Source organism: Bacillus sp. JZ39 (assembly GCF_053903145.1).
Genome location: NZ_CP096389.1, coordinates 1504265 through 1526268 on the forward strand (window position 1 = coordinate 1504265; position 22004 = coordinate 1526268).

General features: G+C 42.3%; 23 protein-coding genes. 15 read left to right on the forward strand and 8 right to left on the reverse strand.

Annotated elements, in window-relative coordinates:
• Window positions 1-14: 14 nt before the first annotated feature.
• On the forward strand, window positions 15-281 hold the full coding sequence (locus tag M1D65_RS07890) for a UPF0223 family protein (protein WP_014479696.1): 267 nt from the start codon (window positions 15-17) through the stop codon (window positions 279-281).
• Window positions 282-313: 32 nt separating this feature from the next.
• On the opposite strand, the gene M1D65_RS07895 is transcribed toward M1D65_RS07890, so the two are convergent.
• Window positions 314-952: a YktB family protein gene (locus tag M1D65_RS07895; protein ID WP_014479697.1), complete on the reverse strand. Its 639-nt coding sequence runs from the start codon at window positions 950-952 to the stop codon at window positions 314-316.
• Between the two features lie 239 nt (window positions 953-1191).
• Here M1D65_RS07895 and M1D65_RS07900 point away from each other — a divergent pair, with 239 nt between their 5' ends.
• The 3 genes from M1D65_RS07900 to M1D65_RS07910 all read left to right on the forward strand — a co-directional run bounded on the left by M1D65_RS07900 (window position 1192) and on the right by M1D65_RS07910 (window position 2771).
• Complete coding sequence (locus tag M1D65_RS07900; RefSeq protein ID WP_009967148.1) at window positions 1192-1380, forward strand: hypothetical protein; 189 nt, start codon at window positions 1192-1194, stop codon at window positions 1378-1380.
• A 139-nt stretch (window positions 1381-1519) separates the two neighbouring features.
• Complete coding sequence (gene suhB, locus M1D65_RS07905; RefSeq protein ID WP_456270830.1) at window positions 1520-2317, forward strand: inositol-1-monophosphatase; 798 nt, start codon at window positions 1520-1522, stop codon at window positions 2315-2317.
• A gap of 25 nt (window positions 2318-2342) precedes the next feature.
• Complete coding sequence (locus M1D65_RS07910; protein ID WP_072175416.1) at window positions 2343-2771, forward strand: GNAT family protein; 429 nt, start codon at window positions 2343-2345, stop codon at window positions 2769-2771.
• A 77-nt stretch (window positions 2772-2848) separates the two neighbouring features.
• Here M1D65_RS07910 and M1D65_RS07915 read toward each other — a convergent pair whose 3' ends face one another.
• Both M1D65_RS07915 and nprE read right to left on the reverse strand, forming a co-directional pair.
• Window positions 2849-3763 (reverse strand): class I SAM-dependent methyltransferase, encoded by a 915-nt coding sequence (locus tag M1D65_RS07915; RefSeq protein WP_120028053.1) that lies wholly within the window; start codon window positions 3761-3763, stop codon window positions 2849-2851.
• A 350-nt stretch (window positions 3764-4113) separates the two neighbouring features.
• Complete coding sequence (nprE, locus tag M1D65_RS07920; RefSeq protein ID WP_014479700.1) at window positions 4114-5679, reverse strand: neutral metalloprotease NprE; 1566 nt, start codon at window positions 5677-5679, stop codon at window positions 4114-4116.
• Window positions 5680-5963: 284 nt separating this feature from the next.
• Here nprE and M1D65_RS07925 point away from each other — a divergent pair, with 284 nt between their 5' ends.
• Genes M1D65_RS07925 through sigQ form a run of 4 tightly spaced genes read left to right on the forward strand, consistent with a single transcriptional unit; the run spans window position 5964 to window position 8974 of the window.
• The gene (locus M1D65_RS07925) at window positions 5964-7904 is read left to right on the forward strand and encodes a hypothetical protein (RefSeq protein WP_120028054.1); all 1941 of its coding nucleotides are present in this window, start codon (window positions 5964-5966) and stop codon (window positions 7902-7904) included.
• On the forward strand, window positions 7894-8163 hold the full coding sequence (locus M1D65_RS07930; protein WP_120028055.1) for a hypothetical protein: 270 nt from the start codon (window positions 7894-7896) through the stop codon (window positions 8161-8163). Before M1D65_RS07925 ends, M1D65_RS07930 begins: the two co-directional genes overlap by 11 nt.
• Window positions 8163-8684, forward strand: coding sequence for an RNA polymerase sigma factor YlaC (gene ylaC, locus M1D65_RS07935; RefSeq protein WP_032725760.1), 522 nt, complete (start codon window positions 8163-8165; stop codon window positions 8682-8684). The genes M1D65_RS07930 and ylaC overlap by 1 nt, the downstream gene beginning before the upstream one ends.
• The gene (gene sigQ / locus M1D65_RS07940; RefSeq protein ID WP_003232283.1) at window positions 8681-8974 is read left to right on the forward strand and encodes an anti-SigP sigma factor SigQ; all 294 of its coding nucleotides are present in this window, start codon (window positions 8681-8683) and stop codon (window positions 8972-8974) included. Before ylaC ends, sigQ begins: the two co-directional genes overlap by 4 nt.
• Window positions 8975-9013: 39 nt before the next feature.
• Here sigQ and M1D65_RS07945 read toward each other — a convergent pair whose 3' ends face one another.
• Entirely contained in the window at window positions 9014-9625 is a 612-nt protein-coding gene (locus M1D65_RS07945) for a hypothetical protein (RefSeq protein WP_032725631.1), read from the reverse strand.
• Between the two features lie 272 nt (window positions 9626-9897).
• Window positions 9898-10086, reverse strand: a complete 189-nt coding sequence (locus M1D65_RS07950; RefSeq protein ID WP_032725633.1) for a YlaF family protein — start codon at window positions 10084-10086, stop codon at window positions 9898-9900.
• 112 nt (window positions 10087-10198) lie between these two features.
• On the opposite strand from M1D65_RS07950, the gene typA reads away from it, so the two are divergent.
• Window positions 10199-12037, forward strand: a complete 1839-nt coding sequence (gene typA, locus M1D65_RS07955; protein WP_003232278.1) for a translational GTPase TypA — start codon at window positions 10199-10201, stop codon at window positions 12035-12037.
• Window positions 12038-12093: 56 nt separating this feature from the next.
• On the forward strand, window positions 12094-12411 hold the full coding sequence (locus M1D65_RS07960; protein WP_003232274.1) for a YlaH-like family protein: 318 nt from the start codon (window positions 12094-12096) through the stop codon (window positions 12409-12411).
• 55 nt (window positions 12412-12466) lie between these two features.
• On the opposite strand, the gene M1D65_RS07965 is transcribed toward M1D65_RS07960, so the two are convergent.
• Both M1D65_RS07965 and M1D65_RS07970 read right to left on the reverse strand, forming a co-directional pair.
• Window positions 12467-12676 (reverse strand): YlaI family protein, encoded by a 210-nt coding sequence (locus M1D65_RS07965; RefSeq protein WP_003232271.1) that lies wholly within the window; start codon window positions 12674-12676, stop codon window positions 12467-12469.
• An 82-nt stretch (window positions 12677-12758) separates the two neighbouring features.
• Window positions 12759-13388, reverse strand: a complete 630-nt coding sequence (locus tag M1D65_RS07970) for a YhcN/YlaJ family sporulation lipoprotein (RefSeq protein ID WP_101502075.1) — start codon at window positions 13386-13388, stop codon at window positions 12759-12761.
• A gap of 154 nt (window positions 13389-13542) precedes the next feature.
• Between M1D65_RS07970 and M1D65_RS07975 the strand changes: the two genes are divergently transcribed.
• Window positions 13543-14871, forward strand: coding sequence for a PhoH family protein (locus M1D65_RS07975; RefSeq protein ID WP_003245272.1), 1329 nt, complete (start codon window positions 13543-13545; stop codon window positions 14869-14871).
• 2 nt (window positions 14872-14873) lie between these two features.
• Here M1D65_RS07975 and M1D65_RS07980 read toward each other — a convergent pair whose 3' ends face one another.
• On the reverse strand, window positions 14874-15359 hold the full coding sequence (locus M1D65_RS07980; protein WP_003245279.1) for a hypothetical protein: 486 nt from the start codon (window positions 15357-15359) through the stop codon (window positions 14874-14876).
• A 102-nt stretch (window positions 15360-15461) separates the two neighbouring features.
• Here M1D65_RS07980 and glsA point away from each other — a divergent pair, with 102 nt between their 5' ends.
• From glsA to pyc, 4 genes are all read left to right on the forward strand, one after another.
• Window positions 15462-16391: a glutaminase A gene (gene glsA / locus M1D65_RS07985; protein WP_003232263.1), complete on the forward strand. Its 930-nt coding sequence runs from the start codon at window positions 15462-15464 to the stop codon at window positions 16389-16391.
• Window positions 16392-16488: 97 nt separating this feature from the next.
• Complete coding sequence (locus M1D65_RS07990; protein ID WP_003245286.1) at window positions 16489-16770, forward strand: YlaN family protein; 282 nt, start codon at window positions 16489-16491, stop codon at window positions 16768-16770.
• Between the two features lie 205 nt (window positions 16771-16975).
• Window positions 16976-18187 (forward strand): cell division protein FtsW, encoded by a 1212-nt coding sequence (gene ftsW / locus M1D65_RS07995; protein ID WP_021479353.1) that lies wholly within the window; start codon window positions 16976-16978, stop codon window positions 18185-18187.
• Between the two features lie 74 nt (window positions 18188-18261).
• Complete coding sequence (gene pyc / locus M1D65_RS08000; protein WP_032725637.1) at window positions 18262-21708, forward strand: pyruvate carboxylase; 3447 nt, start codon at window positions 18262-18264, stop codon at window positions 21706-21708.
• Window positions 21709-22004 lie beyond the last annotated feature (296 nt).

Consider the following 22004-nt stretch of genomic DNA (forward strand, 5'->3'; position numbering starts at 1 on the left):
AAGGAGTGAAGAAAATGGAGTATCAATATCCGATGAATGAAGATTGGACAACCGAAGAAGCAGTGGATGTGATTGCATTTTTCCAGCAGGTTGAGCTTGCATATGAAAAAGGGGCGGATCGTGAAGAACTGCTTAAAGCTTACCGCCGTTTCAAGGAAATTGTACCGGGGAAGGCCGAGGAAAAAAAGCTATGCGGCGAGTTTGAGGAACAAAGTACATATTCTCCTTATCGCACGGTCAAACAGGCGAGAGAATCTGATATCGCGAAGATTAAGATGTAAGAAAAAGAGCCGGGGGATATCCCGGCTCTTTTTTATGCTTGTGATACTTTTTGGGTGAGACGGTACAGAAAAGCAAGCTGCTTAAAGGCATCGTCGATACGCTGAAGGAATTCCTGGTTATTCATATTCAGCACTTCTTCTTTTTGGAGCTGGATGCCGCATAACAGCTCAGCTTTCTTTACAGTCTGCAAACGCTCAAACAGTGTCTTCAGCTGTTCCTTGTCCATTTCAGACTGTTTATGTACTCCCGGTTTTGTGTGATCTGCAGACCAAACGAAGCTGTCAGGGATATTTTTCGTAATGGTTTCTTGGTTCATTTCAAGCAATTTGCCGTATTCTTCTTTGATAGGGGATTCATAAATAATCGCAAACCACACAAAGACATGGCTTTCCCATAAACCAATTTGGAAATGCGGCAGTTTTTTATAGCCTCTTTTGCTGTTTGCGAACGCCACCCAGCTGTCAGCAGGGGGATTGACGGATCTTCTTGCATGCTTTGCCACATGCGGAAACATTTCATCTCCGGTTAAAGCTGATAAAGTTGGGGCAAAATGTTCGCCTAGAGCTGTAAGCTTCGGACGGACCGTCTCTTTTAATACTTCCATGCGCGCGTCTAAGCCTTCTATTGTAAATGTGTTAAAGTCCTCTTCAGTGAAACGCATTTGTGTCATGATTTTCCTCCTTCATGCTAAGTATACATATTTTATCACAGTTCATACGAGCTTCAAAAAGATTGAGTGCGTTTGAAGTAAGGGGAAATGTGGTAATAAACGAATAGGTAAACACACAATTTTCAGAATCATGTTGCGCGTAAATAGAACAATCATACGATATAAGAAGTAATCATTGTTGAATGGCAAAATGGGATGCTTTTTTACAAACAAATGATCTCTGGAAGGGGCGAAAGACAATGAGGCAAGTTGTAAAAGAGGGATTTAAGGAAGAGAAAAACAATCGTGTTGCTGTCTGGAGACTAGAGGTTGATTATGAATTGGCAACCCTATATGAAGCAATGCAGAAAGAAAATGAAGAGCAGATTGAACAAAGCAAAAACAAACTTGAGCGACTTAGAAAAGAATGGATTCGTCTTAACGGGTAAAAAAGCGATAGTGAAAACGAACCGCATGAATGGTTCGTTTTTACGTGAGAAGGGATATTTTTCATTTTCCTTGCTTTTTCAGTGCCGTTATCAGTATCCTATAAAATAAAAGGTCTACATAGAAGAGAGGTACGAACGAATGACAAATTGGACGGAAATTGATGAGATTGCAAAGAAATGGATAAGAGAAGCAGGCGCGAGAATTAAACAATCCATGCATGAAAGCCTGACAATTGAAACGAAATCAAATCCGAATGATTTAGTCACCAATATTGACAAAGAAACCGAAAAGTTTTTCATTGATCGAATTCAAGAAACATTTCCGGGACATCGGATACTCGGTGAAGAGGGGCAAGGAGACAAAATCCACTCACTTGAGGGAGTCGTATGGATTATTGATCCAATTGATGGGACGATGAATTTTGTGCACCAGCAAAGAAATTTTGCGATTTCCATTGGGATTTTTGAAAACGGTGAAGGGAAAATCGGTTTAATTTATGATGTGGTGCACGATGAGCTGTATCACGCATTTAGCGACAGAGGGGCTTATATGAATGAAACGAAGCTGGCTCCTTTAAAAGAAACCGTCATTGAAGAAGCGATTCTTGCCATTAATGCAACATGGGTAACGGAAAACAGAAGAATTGATCAAAGTGTGTTAGCGCCACTTGTGAAAAGAGTCAGAGGCACACGCTCATACGGTTCTGCCGCTTTAGAGCTGGCAAATGTCGCGGCAGGAAGAATAGATGCTTACATCACGATGCGCCTTGCGCCATGGGACTACGCAGCCGGCTGTGTGCTGTTAAATGAAGTAGGAGGCATCTATACGACCATTGAAGGAGAGCCGTTTACCTTTTTAGAAAACCACAGTGTGCTAGCCGGAAACCCATCTATACATAAAACGATATTTGAAGAGTATCTTCATGCTGGGAAGTAGGCCATTTGAGCAGGATGACCTCAGCTTGTTAGAAAAGCTCGCGGAGGCTCATCCTGTATGGAAAGAGGAGGAGTTTGGAGATAAAGATGCACAAGACTATATCATCTCCTATTCCATGTACAACGGGGCATGGCTTGTATGGGAAAAAGACGGTCTGCCTGTTGCCGTCAGCTACCATCTCGAGTGGTCTCCTTCAAACGGTAAGCCGTGGCTCGGAACGGTCCTGATTGACCCGGCTGAAGAAAAAAAGGGACATGCGAAGATGGTCATTGAACAGATCAGCAAATTGCTTAGAGCCAAACACAAAGCGATGTTTGCGGGAGTTCCCATTGAGCGCAGTGAATGGATACTGTTTTTAAGCCAATGCGGCTTTGAACAGCTGAAAACGGAAAAAGATGAGAAAGGCAAATCATTTATGATCTTGGTGAAGCCTTTAGCAGAAGCTGCCGTATGATAACGACAGCTTATTTGCTGCATGCGGGTTCAATAAAAAGCCTCTCAAACATTGAGAGGCTTCTGATGATTTGAAAATTATTTTTTTACCGCATGAATATAATGAATCGTTTCAAACGCTGACAAATTGTCTTTTCGATTACTAAAGAAAAGGTCATTGATGTCGTCTGGTGATAGATGTTCATAGATTAGTAAACCAGATGACTCTAACAGATGTTCAATCTCTTGATAAGTGAAACATGATTTCATCGGTTCCCCGCTTGCGGCAGCCATCTTCACCATATGTTCAACTCGATTCGACGTCCCTTTTGCTGTAAAAAGTGTTTCGTCCGCATAATCAAAAACAATAGAGCTTCCAGGCGGGACATGAGAAAATAAATTGCTTATCAAGCTTGCATTTTCTTCCTGTGTTACATAATAAGACACTCCGAGAAGGCTGAAGAATGTTTTTGTGTTCTTAAATCCTTCATCTAAAAGAGGATCATATGAAAACGTTTTGGTGAAATCCATAGGAACAAAATGAAGATGACCCGGAATTGTCAGATTTGCATCCTTCAGCTTATTTTTTTTGAATTGCTGTGTAGCCGGATGGTCAACCTCGAAAACCTGTAAGCTGTTTTCTAATTCTGGATGCCGAAAGCAGAAAGTATCCAGCCCCGCTCCAAGAATGACATACTGTTTTGCTCCCAGCAGTAATTCGTTGTGCAAGACTTTTTCACAATAAGAAGCACGTGCTAGGGGCGTGGGAGACAGCTGGATTTGTGCAACCCATTTTAATATTTTTTCAGGATCATTTTGAAGACGTTCGGCGATCTCTTTGTTGAAAAACGATATTCCTTGAATCATATTTTTACTGATGTCGATAAACTCTTTTTCGTTAATGAGATCTTTTGCGATAAAATCATCAAAAATAAGAGGTGTGTCATATCGGCTGTGATATGCACGGGCAAAAGCTGAAATTAGAGACGTTAAGCTGGACTCATTTTTCCTCATGAAATGATCCTCCACAAAAAATAAGATTCCCCTGGCCAGGAGAATCTTATTATACATACAAATATATTAATAGTAAATTTTAGCATAAATAAATTTTTTTGTCAATGTTTTTGCTCTTAACTGGACGTGTGATCCTTCACATAGCCACGTGACCTTTAGCAGAATTCGTCTATCAATTATGTGGACTGAATCATTAGCTTTTATAAAATGCGCACTTGCGGCTGCATCCCTCTTTTTGCAAATCAGAAGCGGTTGCTGTCTCATGACAGCATCTTTTCGTTGTTTCTGCTGAAGAGAGAAATCAAGATATGTAACAAAAAAGCCTGAGGGATCTCAGGCTTTTCCTAATATTACAATCCAACAGCATTCCAGGCTGCTTCAACTTTAGCGGCATCAGTTGAGCCGTAGAGGTCACGGGCAGACTGAATGAGAGCTGCCTTGGCATCTTTGAACGTGGAAGAAGGCGTGAGGTACGTTGTTAACGCACGGTAATAGATTTGCTGTGATTTAGATACACCAAGTTTTGTGATGGTGTTGTAAGCGGCTTTGTTTGGAATTCCGCTGTTTGTGTGTACACCGCCATAATCGCCTTCATCTGTGTTTGGAAGGTTTCTGTAATTGGCGTAATTGTCAGGCTGGTTGTATTTTGTAGGGTTGGACAGGCTGCGAAGAGCAGGCTGGCTGACCGTAATGTCTTCACCGATGTCCCAGTCTTCTGTATCGTTAAAATACCCGAATACGTCAGAGAAAGACTCGTTTAATGCACCTGGCTGATTTTCATAAATCAAGTTGGCTGTTTCTTGGGTGACGCCATGTGTCATTTCATGCGCTGTCACATCTAATGAGCCGGAAAGCGGAGAGAAGAATGAACCGTCGCCATCACCGTAAATCATCTGGTCTCCTGTCCATGCAGCGTTATTGTATTGAGTGCCGTAGTGAACGGAAGAAACGATTTTACTGCCTCTGTTATCATAGCTGTTTCGTTTAAAGTTTGAATAAAAATAATCGTACACTTTACCGAGGTTATAGTGTGCGTCAACGGCTGCCCGCTGTGATGAAGATGTAAATGTTTTCGTTGTGCTTGAGACAAGCGTGCCCGGAAGGCGGCTTTGTCTGTTTTGCAAATCATATGTGATGATTTGGGTGCCTGTTGGTTTTGAAAGATCTCTTAGAACATATTTTCCGCCTTCATAAGAGATGTTCAAAGGAACAGTTGCGCCCTTTAGAGTTGTTCCGCTTCCAGTGGCGGCGGCATGTTCTACTTTATTTTGCTGTTTTAAAATGCTGCCTGTTTCGGCGTCAACTAAGACTTCCCAGTTTGCAGGTTCAGGCTCGACATAGCGAATCGTCACGTCGTAAGCAAGACGATAGCTGCCGTCTTTTGTTTCTATCGCTTTCAATTCGGCTTTATTGCTGTTTTTGGCCGCTCCGTTAGAAACAGCGTCTGGTGATTTGCCGATAGCTTTGAAAGCGAGTGCCAGCGCTTTTTCAGAAGAGACTTTTTGGCTGTTATCTGTTTTTGCAGCAGATTGATTGTGTAATTCACCATTGACCGCATAGACATTATCGGATTTATCGACGTGAACGATCACTTGCGAATCTTTAATTGGCACTCCGTTAACGACAGGCGCATATCGAAAGTGCTTGTATCCAAGGGCATCAGTCGTGCTTTCAACAAGCTTTAGCCTTTTGGAAGGGTCACCTTTAAAAATGTTGCTGTTCTTTTTCAAAAACTGCTTGACAGCCTTGTCATTTGGTGCAGAGAGTTCTGATTGCGCAATCGCGTTTTTGGAGAGGAAATTTGTTTGATTCTCTTTAAGCTGATGACCTTCAGCAGCCTGAACACCAGGAAGGCTGATTGATAAACTCATAAACGAAGCAGCGACAGCAACAGACAATTTCTTACCTAAACCCACAATAAATCCCCCTTTTTGAAAATACTGAAAACTTTATATTGTTATATTAAACTAGCATTCTGGAATACTCAACAAAAACTAACATAACTAGACAAAATTGATAGTATTGTCCTGTGTTTGTTTTTGTTGAATAATATCAAGATGAGTCAAGTGTCATGTGGTGGTTCATTCAAGAGTTATGTTTTTTACATATCAAGGGGAAGATGAGATATTTTTGTTTCATCTTGAAACTTTTTGAAAAGTCCGCTGTCTAACCGAATGAGGCCTTAATAAGAAGTAAAGGATTGTTGTTCGTGTTGGAGTTATTCAGTCATTATGTATTGCATTTCGAACGTTATTTTATATTAAGCAGACAAAGCACCCTGCTGATTCAATGGTCAATTGTTGTTCTGGCGGGCTTATATCTTTTGGTGCATCATCCCAAAATAAACCTGCAGCGCACAATGTTCTTGGCGGGTGTTATGTTGCGGATTGTGCTGCTGGCGGGAGTGTCTGTTGAACTTATTCACCAGGTGCAATCAACAAACTTCACCAGCGCTTACTTAAGAGAGGACGGAAAAGAACTGTTGCCGCTGCTGCATTTTTTGTTATACGGATATGTGCTGCTGACGGCTTTTCACTATATGTTGATGCCGCGTGATCATGGCGGAAAGGGTAAGTTTTATACGTTCGACCTTGCCGTTGTCAGTTTGCCAATCGTACAAATGATATTCAGTTTCTTTACGTATTGGAAGGAAAATCCGGATGGAGTCGAGCCAGTTGCATTCGTGTTTCTGTTTTTCATTATTACTCTTTCTATTGTGTTGAATGTTGTGTTTTTCAAGCTGTATTGGAGAACAAATAAGATTTTACTAGGCTTATTTTATACGCTGATTATCGGACTGCTTGTCTTGCTGCTTGCGCCATATCCCAATCAAATCTCAAAAGATTATGGTGCAGTAATGCCATATACGATTTATTTGGCAATGGCGGGATTTTTGATGAGCTATCATCTGTTCCAAAAGTCAGGAAAGGTTTATGTGCGTGTGAATAAGTGGGTGACGATGGCTGTCATGGTGTTTTTTGTCCTGCTGTTAAATCCGATATATAACATAGGAACGGCTGCTTTCGCTGTATCAAAACCGATAAATGTCCATGATTCATTCAATTATGTCGGGGAGCACATTTCATCAGAAAAAGCGGAACAGATACTAAAGTCATTTTTTCCTACGGATGAAACACTTTATTTGCACGATACAAACATGGATGTGCATTATTTCTACTCATTTGAAAGCAAGAGTTATAAAGCTGAGGTAGATGAAGTATCGCAGCTGATTCGTAATTATGAATACTTACAAAAAGCGCATGGGAAAAAGCTAACGAATCAGGAGTACAAGCGAAAGTCCATCGCTTTCCTTGAGCGACACGGACGTGTGTTACATAAGGATCATATCGAAACAAAGGTATCTCAAGAAGACGGCCAGACAGTCGTACGTATTTACCTGAAAAATCAACTTCATAAAAAAGATCATGCTGATGATGGCGCGGTATTTTATTGGGAAAAGGAAACCTTAATGGGGTTTAGTGAAGATCCTTCGATTTATCAGCTTGACTCTCTTCTGCATGTTCATATAACAGAACAAAACATTCACGACAAAGTGGAACAAATGTTTACAGCGCTGAACATATCAAAACAGCCTTATCAGATCACTGATATTGAAAGCGACAGCCTGCTCGGAAGCATGGTGAGAGTTGAAACAAAAGATGGAATTGTATTGGAGTTTGATGGAGAATCCGGTAGTTTACACAGTCTCTCGATTCCAATGAAAAAGGAAATTTCACTGACTAACAGCCGGCTGCAGCGGCAGGTATTAACGGTCTTCGATGCTGATGTATCAGAAATGAAGAAAAAAAGCAGTCAGAGTGACATGGTGATGTATACTGATTCTTCTAAAACATATGAGTTTTTTGAAGATCAAGGTCAGCTAAACGTTTATGTATACAGCGATACACCTGATCAGTCATTCCCCTATACGTATCGTAATGGAACATTGGCTTACGAAAAGGTAGCTTCTCTATATCAGGATGTTATTTACAAAAAGCGTATGCGTCCGATTATCGTTCAAAGAGGGGATGAACGGCATTATGCATGGCTGATCATTATTCAGCCGTTTGGTTCAAATCGCCATGATGCCTATGTAGTGGATGGAGAAACACAAGAGGTGAAAAGTCTTTATGAATCATAAAGAAAAAGAGTCTGTTTTTTTAGACTTATACGACCTGTATAAAGAAGGAGAGCTAGAGGATGAATCAATGGAATGGATGAAACAGCATGAATCCCTATTTCAAAAGAATGCGGAAGACTTAAAGAGTAAAACTTGTTTAAAGAGAAGTCCTGGTGCTGAAGAAGAAAGCCAAATCAGATATATGAAAGTATACCTGTCTTCCATGTATATCTGTTTCATTTTATTGGCCATTTGGATGACGGTGTGGTTTTACTTTTAATGAAGCATAGGGATTCCATTGAGGACTTGTATCGGCAGTATTATCAAGAAATTTTAAATTATTTATTCAGAAGGACTCATCATCTTGAAACAGCCAAGGACTTAGCGCAGGACACGTTTGTGAAAGCTCTTAACGGTCTGGCTTCGTTTAGGGGGCATTCTTCCATCAGAACATGGCTCTACACCATTGCGCATCATACCTTTATCAATTGGTACCGCAGGGATGTCAAATACCAATTTACTGATATCAGCAAAAATGAAGGGGTAACGCAAACAACTTATGAGCAGCCTGAACAGTATCTGTCACGGACGGTGAAAAGCGAAACACTGCGGCAGGAGCTCCTGAAGTTAAAAGATCAGCATCAATCCGTTTTGATTTTAAGAGAATTCCAAGAGCTTTCTTATGAAGAAATCGCTGAGATATTAGGATGGAGTCTTTCTAAGGTGAAAACCACATTGCACCGGGCTAGATTAGAACTTAAGAAAAACATGACGAAAAGTAGAGAGGAGGAGCGGATATGACCTGCTTTCTAGTAAGAGACCTGCTTCCTCTGTATCTTGAAGGTGATTGTAAAAGAGAAACGGAACACGTTATAGAAGAGCATTTAAAAATGTGCAGCAGCTGCAGAGACATGTATGACACGATGGCTGAGCCATTTGAATTGGAAAGCGAACAGGCCGTTGAGGAGGCTTATCTGCCGGAAGAAGAACTGCGTTTTAAACAGAGGTACTATGGATTACTTATCATGAAAGCTGCCTGCTGGTTTGGAGCGGCGGTTGCCATGATGCTGATCATCAAATTGCTGATATAAAAAAAGCGCTTGTCCGATTCCGGCAAGCGCTTTTTCACATTAAGCCTGGGGATGAATCATATCGTAAATAGCGGCAAGCTGTTCTTGTGACATGGCACTGAAGAGTTTTTCATAAACGTCAGCTTGCAGTGGCGTTGCACCTGCTTGTAGCGCTGCGTCTTTATCATAGCTGTACACATCATCTTGTAGCACAATGGCTGCTTGAAGAATGTGAATCTTGAGAGAAACAGCGGAGAAAAATTGTTCAAGTGCAAGTGCTTTTTTTTCTGTGAAGCCAAGTTCAACTGCTTTTTCTGTATCAAATTTGTAATTTCCATCCTCGAGATACACACATTGTGAAACAATGCTGAAAAATTCTGATGTCGATTCCCAGAGTGTAGCAATTACCTGAGCCTCTTCTTTTGTCATTCCTAACTCGACAGCTTTTTCGCTGTCAAAATAATATACACCGTCTTGTTCGTATATACATTGATTTAATATATCAATGAATGTATTGAGATCTTCGTTAGTGCTCGCCTGATGCTGGAGTTGAACAGCAGTGTTATCAACCAGTGTTTTTGCGCTGGCTGCATCAGGACCGAACGTTAATAGAGCAGCTGATGTCATTGCGGCAGTCGTTAACATAGCTTTTTTTACAAATGTTTTCTTCATGTTTCTTCTCTCCCTTTTATGAATTGTGCTACAAATTCCATTATAGGGAGTAGTTTCCGGTGGAGGAATAGGCGCTATGGTATTTTATGTGTATCGTTGCCGAACTACTTTTTGAAGGCTGCACGTGTGATCGTTAGAACGTTTGTCTATGTATGAAGGATGATTTGCATCTTCCTGACTAAGAAACAGGGGAGATAAGGCTTAAAGAAATGAAAAACACCGCTATCTTTGCGGTGTTTTTTGATTACAATGTCGCCGGCAGGGCAATGCTTTTAATCAAGCAAGCCTTGTTCGCGTATTTTCTTTTTTAATGTAAATCCGCCGCCCATGACAGCGCAAACAAGTACAATGCTGGCGATAATGCCTGCAGGGCTTTTTTCAGCGATAAAGACGCCGATCAGCATAATGCTGAAAACCGCTGCAAATGCAAATAATAGTAAAAGCCAATTCATTTTTTTCATAAATTCCATCCCCTTTTACGTCTTATATTAAGTTTACAGAAAAACGTGACGCTTTTAAAGAGGATGTGTGATATAATATGAAAGTTATCTAATTTTTTTAGGAGATGAAAAAGTGAAACTTCGAAATGATCTTCGCAACATCGCGATTATTGCCCACGTTGACCATGGGAAAACGACTCTAGTCGATCAGCTTTTACATCAGGCTGGTACGTTCCGTGCCAACGAACAGGTTGCTGAACGCGCAATGGACTCTAATGATCTTGAACGCGAACGCGGCATTACAATATTGGCGAAAAATACTGCGATTAACTATAAAGATACACGTATCAATATTTTGGACACCCCTGGACACGCAGACTTTGGGGGAGAAGTAGAACGGATTATGAAAATGGTTGACGGCGTAGTGCTTGTCGTTGACGCATATGAAGGCTGTATGCCTCAAACTCGTTTTGTTCTGAAAAAAGCTCTTGAGCAAAACCTGAACCCTGTTGTTGTTGTAAACAAAATTGACCGTGACTTTGCTCGTCCAGAGGAAGTTATCGATGAAGTTCTGGATCTGTTCATTGAGCTTGATGCTAATGAAGAGCAGCTCGAGTTCCCAGTGGTATATGCTTCCGCGATTAATGGAACAGCGAGTCTTGATCCGAAACAACAGGATGAAAACATGGAAGCTTTATATGAAACCATTATTAAGCATGTTCCGGCACCTGTTGATAATGCAGAGGAGCCGCTTCAATTCCAAGTTGCCCTTCTTGACTACAACGACTATGTAGGCCGTATCGGAATCGGACGCGTATTCCGCGGCACAATGAAAGTCGGACAGCAGGTTTCTCTTATGAAGCTTGACGGAACGGCAAAGTCATTCCGTGTTACAAAGATTTTTGGTTTCCAAGGCTTAAAGCGTGTGGAAATTGAAGAAGCAAAAGCGGGAGACCTCGTTGCGGTTTCCGGGATGGAAGATATCAACGTTGGTGAAACGGTATGTCCTGTAGACCATCAAGATCCGCTTCCGGTGCTTCGCATTGATGAGCCGACACTTCAAATGACATTTGTCGTGAATAACAGTCCGTTTGCAGGCCGTGAAGGCAAATATGTAACGGCCCGCAAAATCGAAGAGCGTCTTCAATCACAGCTTCAGACGGATGTGAGCTTGCGTGTTGAGCCGACAGCTTCTCCTGATGCTTGGGTTGTTTCAGGACGCGGTGAACTGCACTTGTCAATTTTAATTGAAAATATGCGCCGTGAGGGCTATGAGCTTCAAGTGTCAAAACCTGAAGTTATTATCAAAGAAATCGACGGCGTACGCTGTGAGCCTGTTGAACGTGTGCAAATTGATGTTCCTGAAGAGCATACTGGCTCTGTCATGGAATCAATGGGTGCCCGCAAAGGCGAAATGGTTGATATGATCAACAACGGAAACGGCCAAGTCCGTCTCATCTTTACAGTTCCTTCCCGCGGATTGATCGGTTACTCTACAGAATTCCTATCATTAACACGCGGATTCGGTATTTTGAACCATACGTTTGACAGCTACCAGCCGATGCAGGCGGGCCAAGTCGGCGGACGCCGTCAAGGTGTACTTGTGTCAATGGAAAACGGAAAAGCAACATCATACGGTATTCAAGGAATTGAAGACCGCGGTGTCATCTTCGTTGAGCCGGGTACTGAAGTATACGAAGGAATGATCGTTGGAGAGCATAACCGTGACAATGACCTTGTTGTTAACGTCAGCAAAATGAAACAGCAAACAAACGTCCGTTCTGCGACAAAGGATCAGACAACTACAATTAAAAAAGCGCGCATCATGTCTCTTGAGGAGTCTCTAGAGTACTTAAACGAAGATGAATATTGTGAAGTAACACCTGAATCCATCCGTTTAAGAAAGAAGATCCTCAATAAGAACGAACGTGAAAAAGCAGCTAAAAAGAAAAAAACAGCAGGATTGTCTTAATCTCGTGCAGAATTTGAAAAGATAGAACCCGTACGTTTACAGGGGAGGGAATCTTTTTGAATGACGTAAGCGAACGCCTGTCGTTCTTCGCCGCTCTATATCAAGTAGACCGGCAGCCTGCGGCAGGCATGTGGCTGCTGTACGGCACGATTTTTGTGTTGGCCGTTATTGTATTTAAGCTTGGATTTGCTAAACGGCTTCCTGTATTAAAATCTGCAGTGGTGTATGTATTTTTGGCGTTGGGCTGCACTGTTTTGACTTTTTTAGGGGTGTTTTTGCCCGTGGCAGAAGGATTGGTCGTCGCTGCGCTGATTTTAATCATTTACAAAATCCGGCTGTATCAGTCGAAAAAAGGACAGTCTGCAAAATCATAAAAGACTCAGCTGAAAGCTGAGTCTTTTTTGTGTTCTGTATGGTTAAGCGGCCGCTTTATTTTTTGACTTTTTCTTTTTTCTGCTGTCCCGGGTGAAAAGTAAATTTTCCCGTTTTCAGCCGTTCCTCTGTTTTTTTGGCAATCCGATCGTGGCATTCCTGGCACATATATGTATGGATCGGGCGGTTTCGAAGCCGTTTCGCGATCAGGGTATCATCATCAATTGTTTCAATTTTATCGCAAATAGAACATTTGACCCTCATCATATCACCTCTTTCACTAACATGTATTATAGCACGGATCAGAAGCTGTCCAAAATAAGAAAAAGCTAAAGCGCAAGGCTATAGCTTAGTCATTGTTGTTCTTTTTCATATGATGATCAGATTGATCGTTTTGCTCCTTCTCCATTTCCTGCTGCTGTTTTCTATTTAATTGGTCATTTTGCTGCTTTGTTTGCGGTTCGTCTTCATTGTCAATCACATTGTTAGGCACTTCGGGAAGCACTCGGCCGACAATTGCAGCTAATTCATCCAGTATGCCTGTTACCGGATGGCCCTCGCTGATTTCTCTGCTCATTTCACGAAGGCGGCTGACCGTATCGGGATCAGCAATGACTACTGCGTTGGCGCCATATCGATCATTCTTTAGCGCCTGAGCTACAGAATATTTAATGGTTTCCACTTTGCTTCTGTCCAAAGTATCATCGACATCAATCCCAACAACAGCATAACCTCCCAGCACAACGGCTGTTGCATCCTTGACGTCGGGGTTTTTTTCAGCAACGCTGACAAGATGCTTGGCAATATCCGTTCTTGTTCCATTGTCTTTTGTTTCTTGAGTTGTGTCCTTTACGTGAATCGGTTTAGTCTCCTGCTGTCTTGTTGATTCTTTTTCAACATTCTGGCCCTGTTTTCCTTGTTGATAGGCACAAGCGGACAGGATAAGTGTCAGCTGTATGATAATGAAAAGAATTCGCACTTGCGGGTTCCCTCCTTAAAATGCTTTCATTAATTTTATTGTTGAATTAACCTTCTATCTTTATGCACAAAAACATATATTTTAGCAGGCATTCACCTTTTTCATCAAAAGAGAAGCAGGAAGAACTTTGACCCTTATATCAGGAGGCTGAGACTTGAGTAAAATTTATGTGTTAGATACGAATGTGTTATTACAGGATCCTAACGCGATATTTTCTTTTGAAGAAAATGAGGTTGTCATCCCTGCTGTCGTTTTAGAAGAGGTTGACTCAAAAAAACGGTATATGGACGAAGTTGGGAGGAATGCAAGGCACGTATCTAAGCTAATCGATGCGCTAAGACAAAAGGGCAGGCTGCATGAGCATGTACCGCTTGACACCGGCGGCACACTGAGAATTGAACTGAATCATCGTTCGTTTCACCAGCTGCAAGAGATCTTTATTGAAAAGACGAACGATAATCGCATATTAGCCGTTGCGAAAAACTTGAGCCTCGAGGAAGAAACCAAGGAAAATGGCAGGCCGGTTATCCTCGTCAGTAAGGATGTACTGGTCAGGGTTAAAGCCGACGCAATCGGACTGCTTGCTGAAGATTTCTTGAATGACCGGGTTGTGGACAATGATGAAATGTACAGCGGCTATAAGGATTTATATATCAGCCAGCAGCTGTTCAGCTCTTTTTACGGGAAAAATCAAATTTCAGTAAACGATGTGAAACAGCATGCGTTTTATCCGAATCAGTTTGCTTTAATGAAGGATGAGCTAGGAGGATCCTCCTCGGCAGTCGGAATTGCAGACAAAACCGGAACGGTATTAAAAAGACTCGTATTTGATGATGAACATATATGGGGAATCAGGCCCAAAAATGTACAGCAGACAATGGCATTAGAGCTTTTGCTGCGGGAAGATATTCCGCTTGTCACCCTGATCGGAAAAGCTGGAACCGGCAAAACGCTCTTAGCTTTGGCGGCAGGGCTATTACAGACAGAAGACTTGGGAATATACAAAAAGCTGGTCGTCGCAAGGCCGATTGTTCCTGTTGGCAAGGACATCGGATATTTGCCAGGCGAAAAAGAGGAAAAGCTAAAGCCTTGGATGCAGCCGATTTTTGACAACTTAGAGTTTCTGTTTAATGCGAAAAAACCAGGGGAGCTTGATGCTATTTTGGCGGGAATTGGCTCAATTCAGGTAGAGGCGCTGACTTATATCAGAGGGAGAAGCATTCCAGATCAATTTATTATCATTGATGAAGCGCAAAATTTGACCAGGCATGAGGTGAAAACTTTGCTGACGAGAGTCGGTGAAGGCAGTAAAATTGTCTTAATGGGTGACCCTGAACAAATTGATCACCCATATTTAGACAGTCTGAATAATGGTTTGGCCTATGTGGTTGAGCGGTTTAAAGGACAACCCATCTCAGGCAGCGTGAAGCTGTTAAAAGGTGAGAGATCAGGTCTCGCCCAGCTCGCAGCTGATTTGCTGTAACATTAAATGATTTCGATCTCTTTTACATCGGTAATCGGCTGTTTGTGATGGACCGGGTCTTCAAAGTAAATATGCACGGGGCCGCCTTCTTGAATCGGCTTGCCTGCCTCACTGAAATGGACAATACTGTTCAGAGCAGTTTCCAGAGAAACGGCGGCCTTTCCCGAACTTGTGACAAATACACATTGTGTCGCAGAGCTGTTCGGCTCAGCATTTTTCAGGACAGTCCCAAGTCTCATTGCGAAACTGCCGTTCATCAGTTTTTGCTTCTCATATTGCTTTTCCGTCTTTAATGTAGGCGGCGCGATTCGCCCCTCTCTGATGACGCGTTCCGGATCAAGGTCTGATTCATCCCCGGCTGATTGTAAATATGTGTCTTGACTGTCCCCTTTGCGGTCAAACGAAAATTTGCGATCATCAAAAATCCATACGCTTGGATCAATGGTAATTGGATATGTAACATTGCCTTTTACTTGGATAACGCTCATGATATGACCCCCTTCTCTCAAAATTATAAAAGTTTTCGCATGAATTGTCACTTTGTGTACAAATTATGTGTATTGAAATGCTGAGGGAACGAGGGTGTTTGCATGGTATGCCGGCATAATGATGAGCTTGAAGCCTTAGTGAAAAAGGCGAAAAAAGTAACGGACAAGGGGGAGGTAGCCAGCTATATTCCCGCCTTGGCAAAAGCTGATAAACACGACCTGTCAGTGGCGATTTATTATTCCAATAATGTTTGTCTGTCAGCAGGTGACGTAGAAAAAACATTTACGCTTCAAAGTATATCGAAAGTCCTTTCCCTTGCTTTGGTGTTAATGGAATACGGCAAAGATAAGGTCTTCAGTTATGTTGGACAGGAGCCGACCGGTGATCCGTTTAATTCAATTATCAAGCTCGAAACGGTGAATCCGAGCAAGCCGTTAAACCCTATGATTAATGCCGGGGCATTGGTAGTGACAAGTCTGATAAGAGGAAGAACGGTGAAAGAGAGACTTGATTATTTGCTTTCTTTTATCAGAAGGCTGACAAACAACCAAGAGATTACATACTGCCGGGAAGTGGCTGAATCTGAATACAGCACTTCAATGATTAATCGGGCGATGTGTTATTATATGAAGCAGTACGGCATTTTTGAAGATGATGTAGAAGCAGTAATGGATTTATACACGAAGCAATGCGCGATTGAGATGAACAGCTTGGATTTAGCGAAAATCGGATCTGTATTTGCATTGAACGGCAGACATCCAGAGACTGGGGAGCAAGTCATCTCAAAAGATGTCGCTAGAATTTGCAAAACGTTTATGGTGACGTGCGGAATGTACAATGCAAGCGGGGAATTCGCAATTAAGGTCGGAATTCCTGCGAAAAGCGGCGTATCCGGCGGGATTATGGGCATTTCGCCTTACGATTTCGGGATCGGCATATTCGGCCCCGCATTAGACGAAAAAGGGAACAGCATTGCAGGTGTAAAGCTTTTGGAAATAATGTCTGAGATGTACAGGCTGAGTATTTTTTAATTTATGTCATATGCTTAAATCCTCTTGCATTTTCTGTTGATACCCTTTATGATAAATAGAAGAATTAGGTACTCGCCTGGGGAACGGAGGGATACTTTTGGCTTCAGAGATGATAGTTGACCATCGGCAAAAAGCTTTTGAACTCTTAAAAGTGGACGCTGAGAAGATTTTGAAGCTGATCCGAGTACAAATGGATAACTTAACGATGCCTCAATGTCCTCTATATGAAGAGGTTTTAGATACTCAAATGTTCGGGCTTTCGAGGGAAATCGATTTTGCTGTCCGCCTGGGATTGGTTGATGAAAAAGACGGTAAAGACCTTTTATACACATTGGAACGCGAATTGTCTGCTTTACATGACGCGTTTACAGCTAAATAAATGATAAAACTCAAACTTATTAACAGTTTGGGTTTTTTTATAACCGCTATTTTTCTCTCATCTCATAAAAGACGGACTTTTTTTACACATTCCTTCCGAATCGTATAGAGATTCTTCGTCTCGTTTGATAAATTGTAGTAAAATAAAAAAGATAAATACATAAAAACCATAGATAATGGAAGTTAGAAGCAGGGAAGAGGATGTTATGTTAAAAAAAATGCTAAAATCTTATGATTACTCACTGATATTCGCAATCGTTTTATTATGCGGATTCGGTTTAGTGATGGTATACAGCTCAAGCATGATTACAGCTGTCTCCCGGTATGGAGTAAGCAGTAATTTTTTCTTCATGCGGCAGCTGTTTGCTTTAATTGCGGGTGGCGCTCTATTTATTCTCATGGCGTTGTTTCCTTACAAGGCACTGGCCCATCAAAAGTTTCAGAAAGGGATACTGCTTGTATCTGTTCTTGCGCTTATCTCACTGTTTGTTTTCGGGCATGTTGCCGGAAACGCGCAGAGCTGGTTTAAAATCGGCGGAATGAGTATTCAGCCTGGGGAGTTTGTGAAACTGGTCGTGATTTTATACCTTGCAGCCGTATATGCAAAAAAACAAAGTTATATCGACCATCTGTTAACGGGAGTAGCCCCTCCGGTAGTCATGACGCTTATAATTTGCGGGTTAATTGCCATGCAGCCAGATTTCGGTACAGCCATGATTATAGGGTTAATTGCGACGTGCATGATCTTGTGCTCCGGATTCAGCGGAAAGACGCTGGTGAGGCTGCTTTTGCTCGGCGGAATTGTTTTCATTTTAGTCAGCCCGATTCTCTATTTAAATCAGGATCAAATTTTAACTAAAGGCCGTTTGGCGCGTTTTGAGAGTCTTGAAGACCCATTTAAGTATGCAAATTCATCAGGTTTGCAAGTGATCAATTCTTATTATGCGATCAGCTCAGGCGGCATTTTCGGCCTGGGGCTCGGTGAAAGTATCCAAAAATACGGATATCTGCCTGAATCACACACTGACTTTATTATGGCTGTCATTGCTGAAGAGCTCGGCATTTTTGGGGTATTGTTTGTGATTTTCTTATTGGGTTTTGTCGTCATAAAAGGTTTTTATATTGCCAGAAAATGTGAGGACCCGTTTGGAAGTCTTCTGGCGATCGGCATTTCAAGCATGATTGCCATCCAGTCGTTTATTAACCTTGGCGGTGTCAGCGGATTAATTCCGATTACAGGGGTTACGCTGCCATTTATCAGTTACGGGGGCTCTTCTTTGGTGCTGCTGCTGGGGAGTATGGGGATATTAGCGAATATCAGCATGTTTGTGAAATATTCAGAGAATAAGAAAAAGAAAGAGCCCTTGGCGCCGAAGGGAATGAAAAAGAAACAGCTCAAAAAAACTGTTTATCTGTAAAAAACAAGTGTGTACAGGGGAAGGATATTCCGCTATGATAGATTATATTCCATTCGGGTAAGGGGGAGAAAAGTTTGTCTCAGCAATCGATACAAAAAGTATTAGTAGCAAACAGGGGAGAAATTGCAATCCGAATATTCCGGGCGTGTACCGAGTTGAATATTCGAACAGTTGCGGTCTATTCAAAAGAAGATTCCGGTTCCTACCATCGGTACAAAGCGGATGAAGCATACTTGGTCGGTGAAGGGAAAAAACCGATTGATGCTTACCTGGATATTGAAGGTATCATTGATATTGCGAAAAGAAACAAAGTCGATGCAATTCATCCGGGATACGGTTTCTTATCTGAAAATATTCATTTTGCGAGACGATGTGAAGAAGAAGGCATCGTATTCATTGGTCCAAAATCCGAGCATCTCGATATGTTTGGTGACAAGGTAAAAGCGCGTGAGCAGGCAGAAAAAGCGGGAATCCCCGTGATTCCGGGAAGCGACGGTCCTGCCGAAACGCTTGAAGCCGTCGAACAATTTGGACAAGCTAACGGTTATCCGATCATCATTAAAGCCTCGCTTGGCGGCGGCGGCCGTGGTATGCGGATTGTCAGATCTGAAAGTGAAGTTAAAGAAGCATATGAGCGTGCTAAATCAGAGGCGAAAGCAGCCTTTGGCAATGATGAAGTTTATGTAGAAAAATTAATTGAGAATCCGAAACATATTGAGGTTCAGGTCATTGGAGACAAGCAGGGAAATGTCGTCCATCTTTTTGAGAGGGATTGCTCCGTTCAAAGACGCCATCAAAAGGTCATTGAAGTGGCGCCGAGTGTCTCGCTGTCACCTGAATTAAGGGACCAAATTTGTGAGGCGGCAGTTGCGCTTGCCAAAAATGTAAACTATATAAATGCGGGGACGGTCGAATTCCTTGTTGCAAACAACGAGTTCTACTTTATTGAAGTAAACCCTCGCGTACAAGTTGAACACACGATAACAGAAATGATTACTGGTGTCGATATTGTTCAAACTCAGATCCTTGTTGCCCAAGGGCACAGCCTTCACAGCAAAAAAGTAAATATTCCTGAGCAAAAGGACATTTTTACAATCGGCTATGCCATTCAGTCACGGGTTACGACTGAGGATCCGCAAAATGATTTCATGCCTGATACAGGAAAAATCATGGCTTACCGCTCAGGCGGCGGTTTTGGTGTCCGTCTTGATACCGGAAACAGCTTCCAGGGCGCCGTGATCACACCTTACTATGATTCACTTCTCGTTAAGCTTTCAACTTGGGCTTTAACGTTTGAACAGGCAGCTGCCAAAATGGTGCGAAACCTTCAGGAGTTTAGAATCAGAGGCATAAAAACGAACATTCCATTCCTTGAGAACGTTGCAAAACATGAGAAGTTCCTGACAGGGCAATATGATACATCTTTCATTGATACAACGCCTGAATTATTTAATTTCCCTAAACAAAAAGACCGCGGAACGAAAATGCTCACTTACATCGGCAATGTGACAGTAAACGGTTTCCCCGGAATCGGGAAAAAAGAAAAACCGGCGTTTGACAAACCGTTAAGCGTAAAAGTAGACGTTGATCAGCAGCCTGCCAAAGGAACAAAGCAAATTCTCGATGAAAAAGGCGCAGAAGGGCTTGCAAATTGGGTTAAGGAGCAGAAATCTGTCCTTTTAACTGATACGACATTCAGGGATGCCCACCAATCGTTATTGGCAACTAGAATCAGATCGCATGATTTGAAAAAAATCGCAAATCCGACGGCTGCGTTATGGCCTGAACTATTCAGTATGGAAATGTGGGGAGGCGCGACCTTCGATGTAGCCTACCGATTCCTGAAAGAAGATCCGTGGAAGCGTTTGGAAGATCTTCGCAAAGAAGTGCCGAATACCTTATTCCAGATGCTGCTACGCTCATCAAATGCGGTCGGCTATACGAATTATCCGGACAATGTGATTAAAGAATTTGTGAAGCAATCAGCTCAATCCGGTATTGATGTGTTTCGTATTTTCGACAGCTTAAACTGGGTAAAAGGGATGACGTTAGCCATTGATGCTGTTAGGGATACCGGCAAAGTGGCAGAAGCTGCGATTTGTTATACGGGAGATATCCTTGACAAGAACCGGACGAAGTACGACCTTGCATATTATACATCGATGGCGAAGGAGCTTGAGGCGGCCGGAGCCCATATTCTCGGGATTAAAGATATGGCAGGGCTGTTAAAACCGCAGGCTGCATATGAGCTCGTTTCTGCGTTGAAAGAAACGATCGACATTCCGGTTCACCTTCATACGCATGATACGAGCGGAAACGGTATTTATATGTATGCGAAAGCTGTTGAAGCCGGCGTTGATATCATAGACGTGGCGGTCAGCTCAATGGCGGGATTAACGTCACAGCCTAGCGCGAGCGGATTTTATCATGCGATGGAAGGCAACGACCGCCGTCCGGAAATGAATGTCCAAGGCGTTGAATTGCTGTCCCAATATTGGGAGTCGGTGCGTAAATATTATAGTGAATTTGAAAGCGGAATGAAGTCTCCGCATACTGAAATTTATGAACACGAAATGCCAGGGGGCCAATACAGCAACCTGCAGCAGCAAGCCAAGGGAGTAGGCCTTGGCGACCGCTGGAACGAAGTCAAGGAAATGTACAGACGCGTGAACGATATGTTCGGTGACATCGTCAAGGTAACGCCTTCCTCAAAAGTAGTCGGAGATATGGCACTCTACATGGTGCAAAACAATCTGACTGAAAAAGACGTTTACGAAAAAGGTGAATCTTTAGATTTCCCTGATTCTGTCGTGGAGCTTTTTAAAGGAAATATCGGCCAGCCTCATGGCGGATTCCCAGAAAAACTGCAAAAGCTGATCTTAAAAGGGCAGGAGCCGATTACAGTCAGACCGGGCGAACTGCTTGAGCCGGTGTCATTTGAAGCGATCAAACAGGAATTTAAAGAGCAGCATAATTTGGAAATTTCAGATCAGGATGCTGTGGCGTATGCCCTTTATCCTAAAGTCTTCACTGATTATGTGAAAACGACAGAAAGCTACGGAGACATTTCGGTATTAGATACACCGACATTCTTCTACGGTATGACATTGGGTGAAGAGATAGAAGTTGAAATTGAGCGCGGCAAAACGCTGATCGTTAAGCTGATTTCAATCGGTGAGCCTCAGCCTGACGCCACTCGCGTCGTTTATTTCGAACTGAACGGGCAGCCGCGTGAAGTAGTCATTAAAGATGAAAGCATTAAGTCTTCCGTTCAGGAAAGGCTGAAAGCAGACCGGACAAATCCAAGCCACATCGCAGCTTCCATGCCTGGAACCGTTATTAAGGTATTGGCTGAAGCAGGCACAAAAGTCAATAAAGGTGATCATTTGATGATTAATGAAGCGATGAAAATGGAAACAACGGTTCAGGCGCCTTTCTCAGGAACAATCAAGCAGGTTCATGTGAAAAATGGCGAGCCGATCCAAACGGGAGATCTGCTTCTCGAAATTGAAAAAGCATAAAAAAACAAGAGTGTATATCAATGATATACACTCTTGTTTTTTATATAGAAAATGTGGAGTGAAACAGATGGTTAGAAGAGATATAAGGGGACTTCAGAGATTATAGAGTACTGTCACAAGCCCAAAATAAAAAGAGGCTTATATACCACCAATTTTTTAGATGCTTTGTAGTAGTCCATGCATATTTCTTTAAGCACTATCTGATTTTCCAATGGCCAAAAGGCTTTAATACTTATGTTCGCGGACTATAGATGCATATGAAATTTCTATAATCACGATGAGAAAGGGGACAGGCC

What these genes read in the sequence shown, in the direction of transcription:
- M1D65_RS07890 (WP_014479696.1), top strand. Translation starts at nt 15, where the DNA reads ATGGAGTATCAATATCCGATGAATGAAGATTGGACAACCGAAGAAGCA.
- M1D65_RS07895 (WP_014479697.1), bottom strand. Translation starts at nt 952, where the DNA reads ATGACACAAATGCGTTTCACTGAAGAGGACTTTAACACATTTACAATA.
- M1D65_RS07900 (WP_009967148.1), top strand. Translation starts at nt 1,192, where the DNA reads ATGAGGCAAGTTGTAAAAGAGGGATTTAAGGAAGAGAAAAACAATCGT.
- suhB (WP_456270830.1), top strand. Translation starts at nt 1,520, where the DNA reads ATGACAAATTGGACGGAAATTGATGAGATTGCAAAGAAATGGATAAGA.
- M1D65_RS07915 (WP_120028053.1), bottom strand. Translation starts at nt 3,763, where the DNA reads ATGAGGAAAAATGAGTCCAGCTTAACGTCTCTAATTTCAGCTTTTGCC.
- M1D65_RS07930 (WP_120028055.1), top strand. Translation starts at nt 7,894, where the DNA reads ATGAATCATAAAGAAAAAGAGTCTGTTTTTTTAGACTTATACGACCTG.
- ylaC (WP_032725760.1), top strand. Translation starts at nt 8,163, where the DNA reads ATGAAGCATAGGGATTCCATTGAGGACTTGTATCGGCAGTATTATCAA.
- sigQ (WP_003232283.1), top strand. Translation starts at nt 8,681, where the DNA reads ATGACCTGCTTTCTAGTAAGAGACCTGCTTCCTCTGTATCTTGAAGGT.
- M1D65_RS07945 (WP_032725631.1), bottom strand. Translation starts at nt 9,625, where the DNA reads ATGAAGAAAACATTTGTAAAAAAAGCTATGTTAACGACTGCCGCAATG.
- M1D65_RS07950 (WP_032725633.1), bottom strand. Translation starts at nt 10,086, where the DNA reads ATGAAAAAAATGAATTGGCTTTTACTATTATTTGCATTTGCAGCGGTT.
- M1D65_RS07965 (WP_003232271.1), bottom strand. Translation starts at nt 12,676, where the DNA reads ATGATGAGGGTCAAATGTTCTATTTGCGATAAAATTGAAACAATTGAT.
- M1D65_RS07980 (WP_003245279.1), bottom strand. Translation starts at nt 15,359, where the DNA reads ATGAGCGTTATCCAAGTAAAAGGCAATGTTACATATCCAATTACCATT.
- glsA (WP_003232263.1), top strand. Translation starts at nt 15,462, where the DNA reads ATGGTATGCCGGCATAATGATGAGCTTGAAGCCTTAGTGAAAAAGGCG.
- ftsW (WP_021479353.1), top strand. Translation starts at nt 16,976, where the DNA reads ATGTTAAAAAAAATGCTAAAATCTTATGATTACTCACTGATATTCGCA.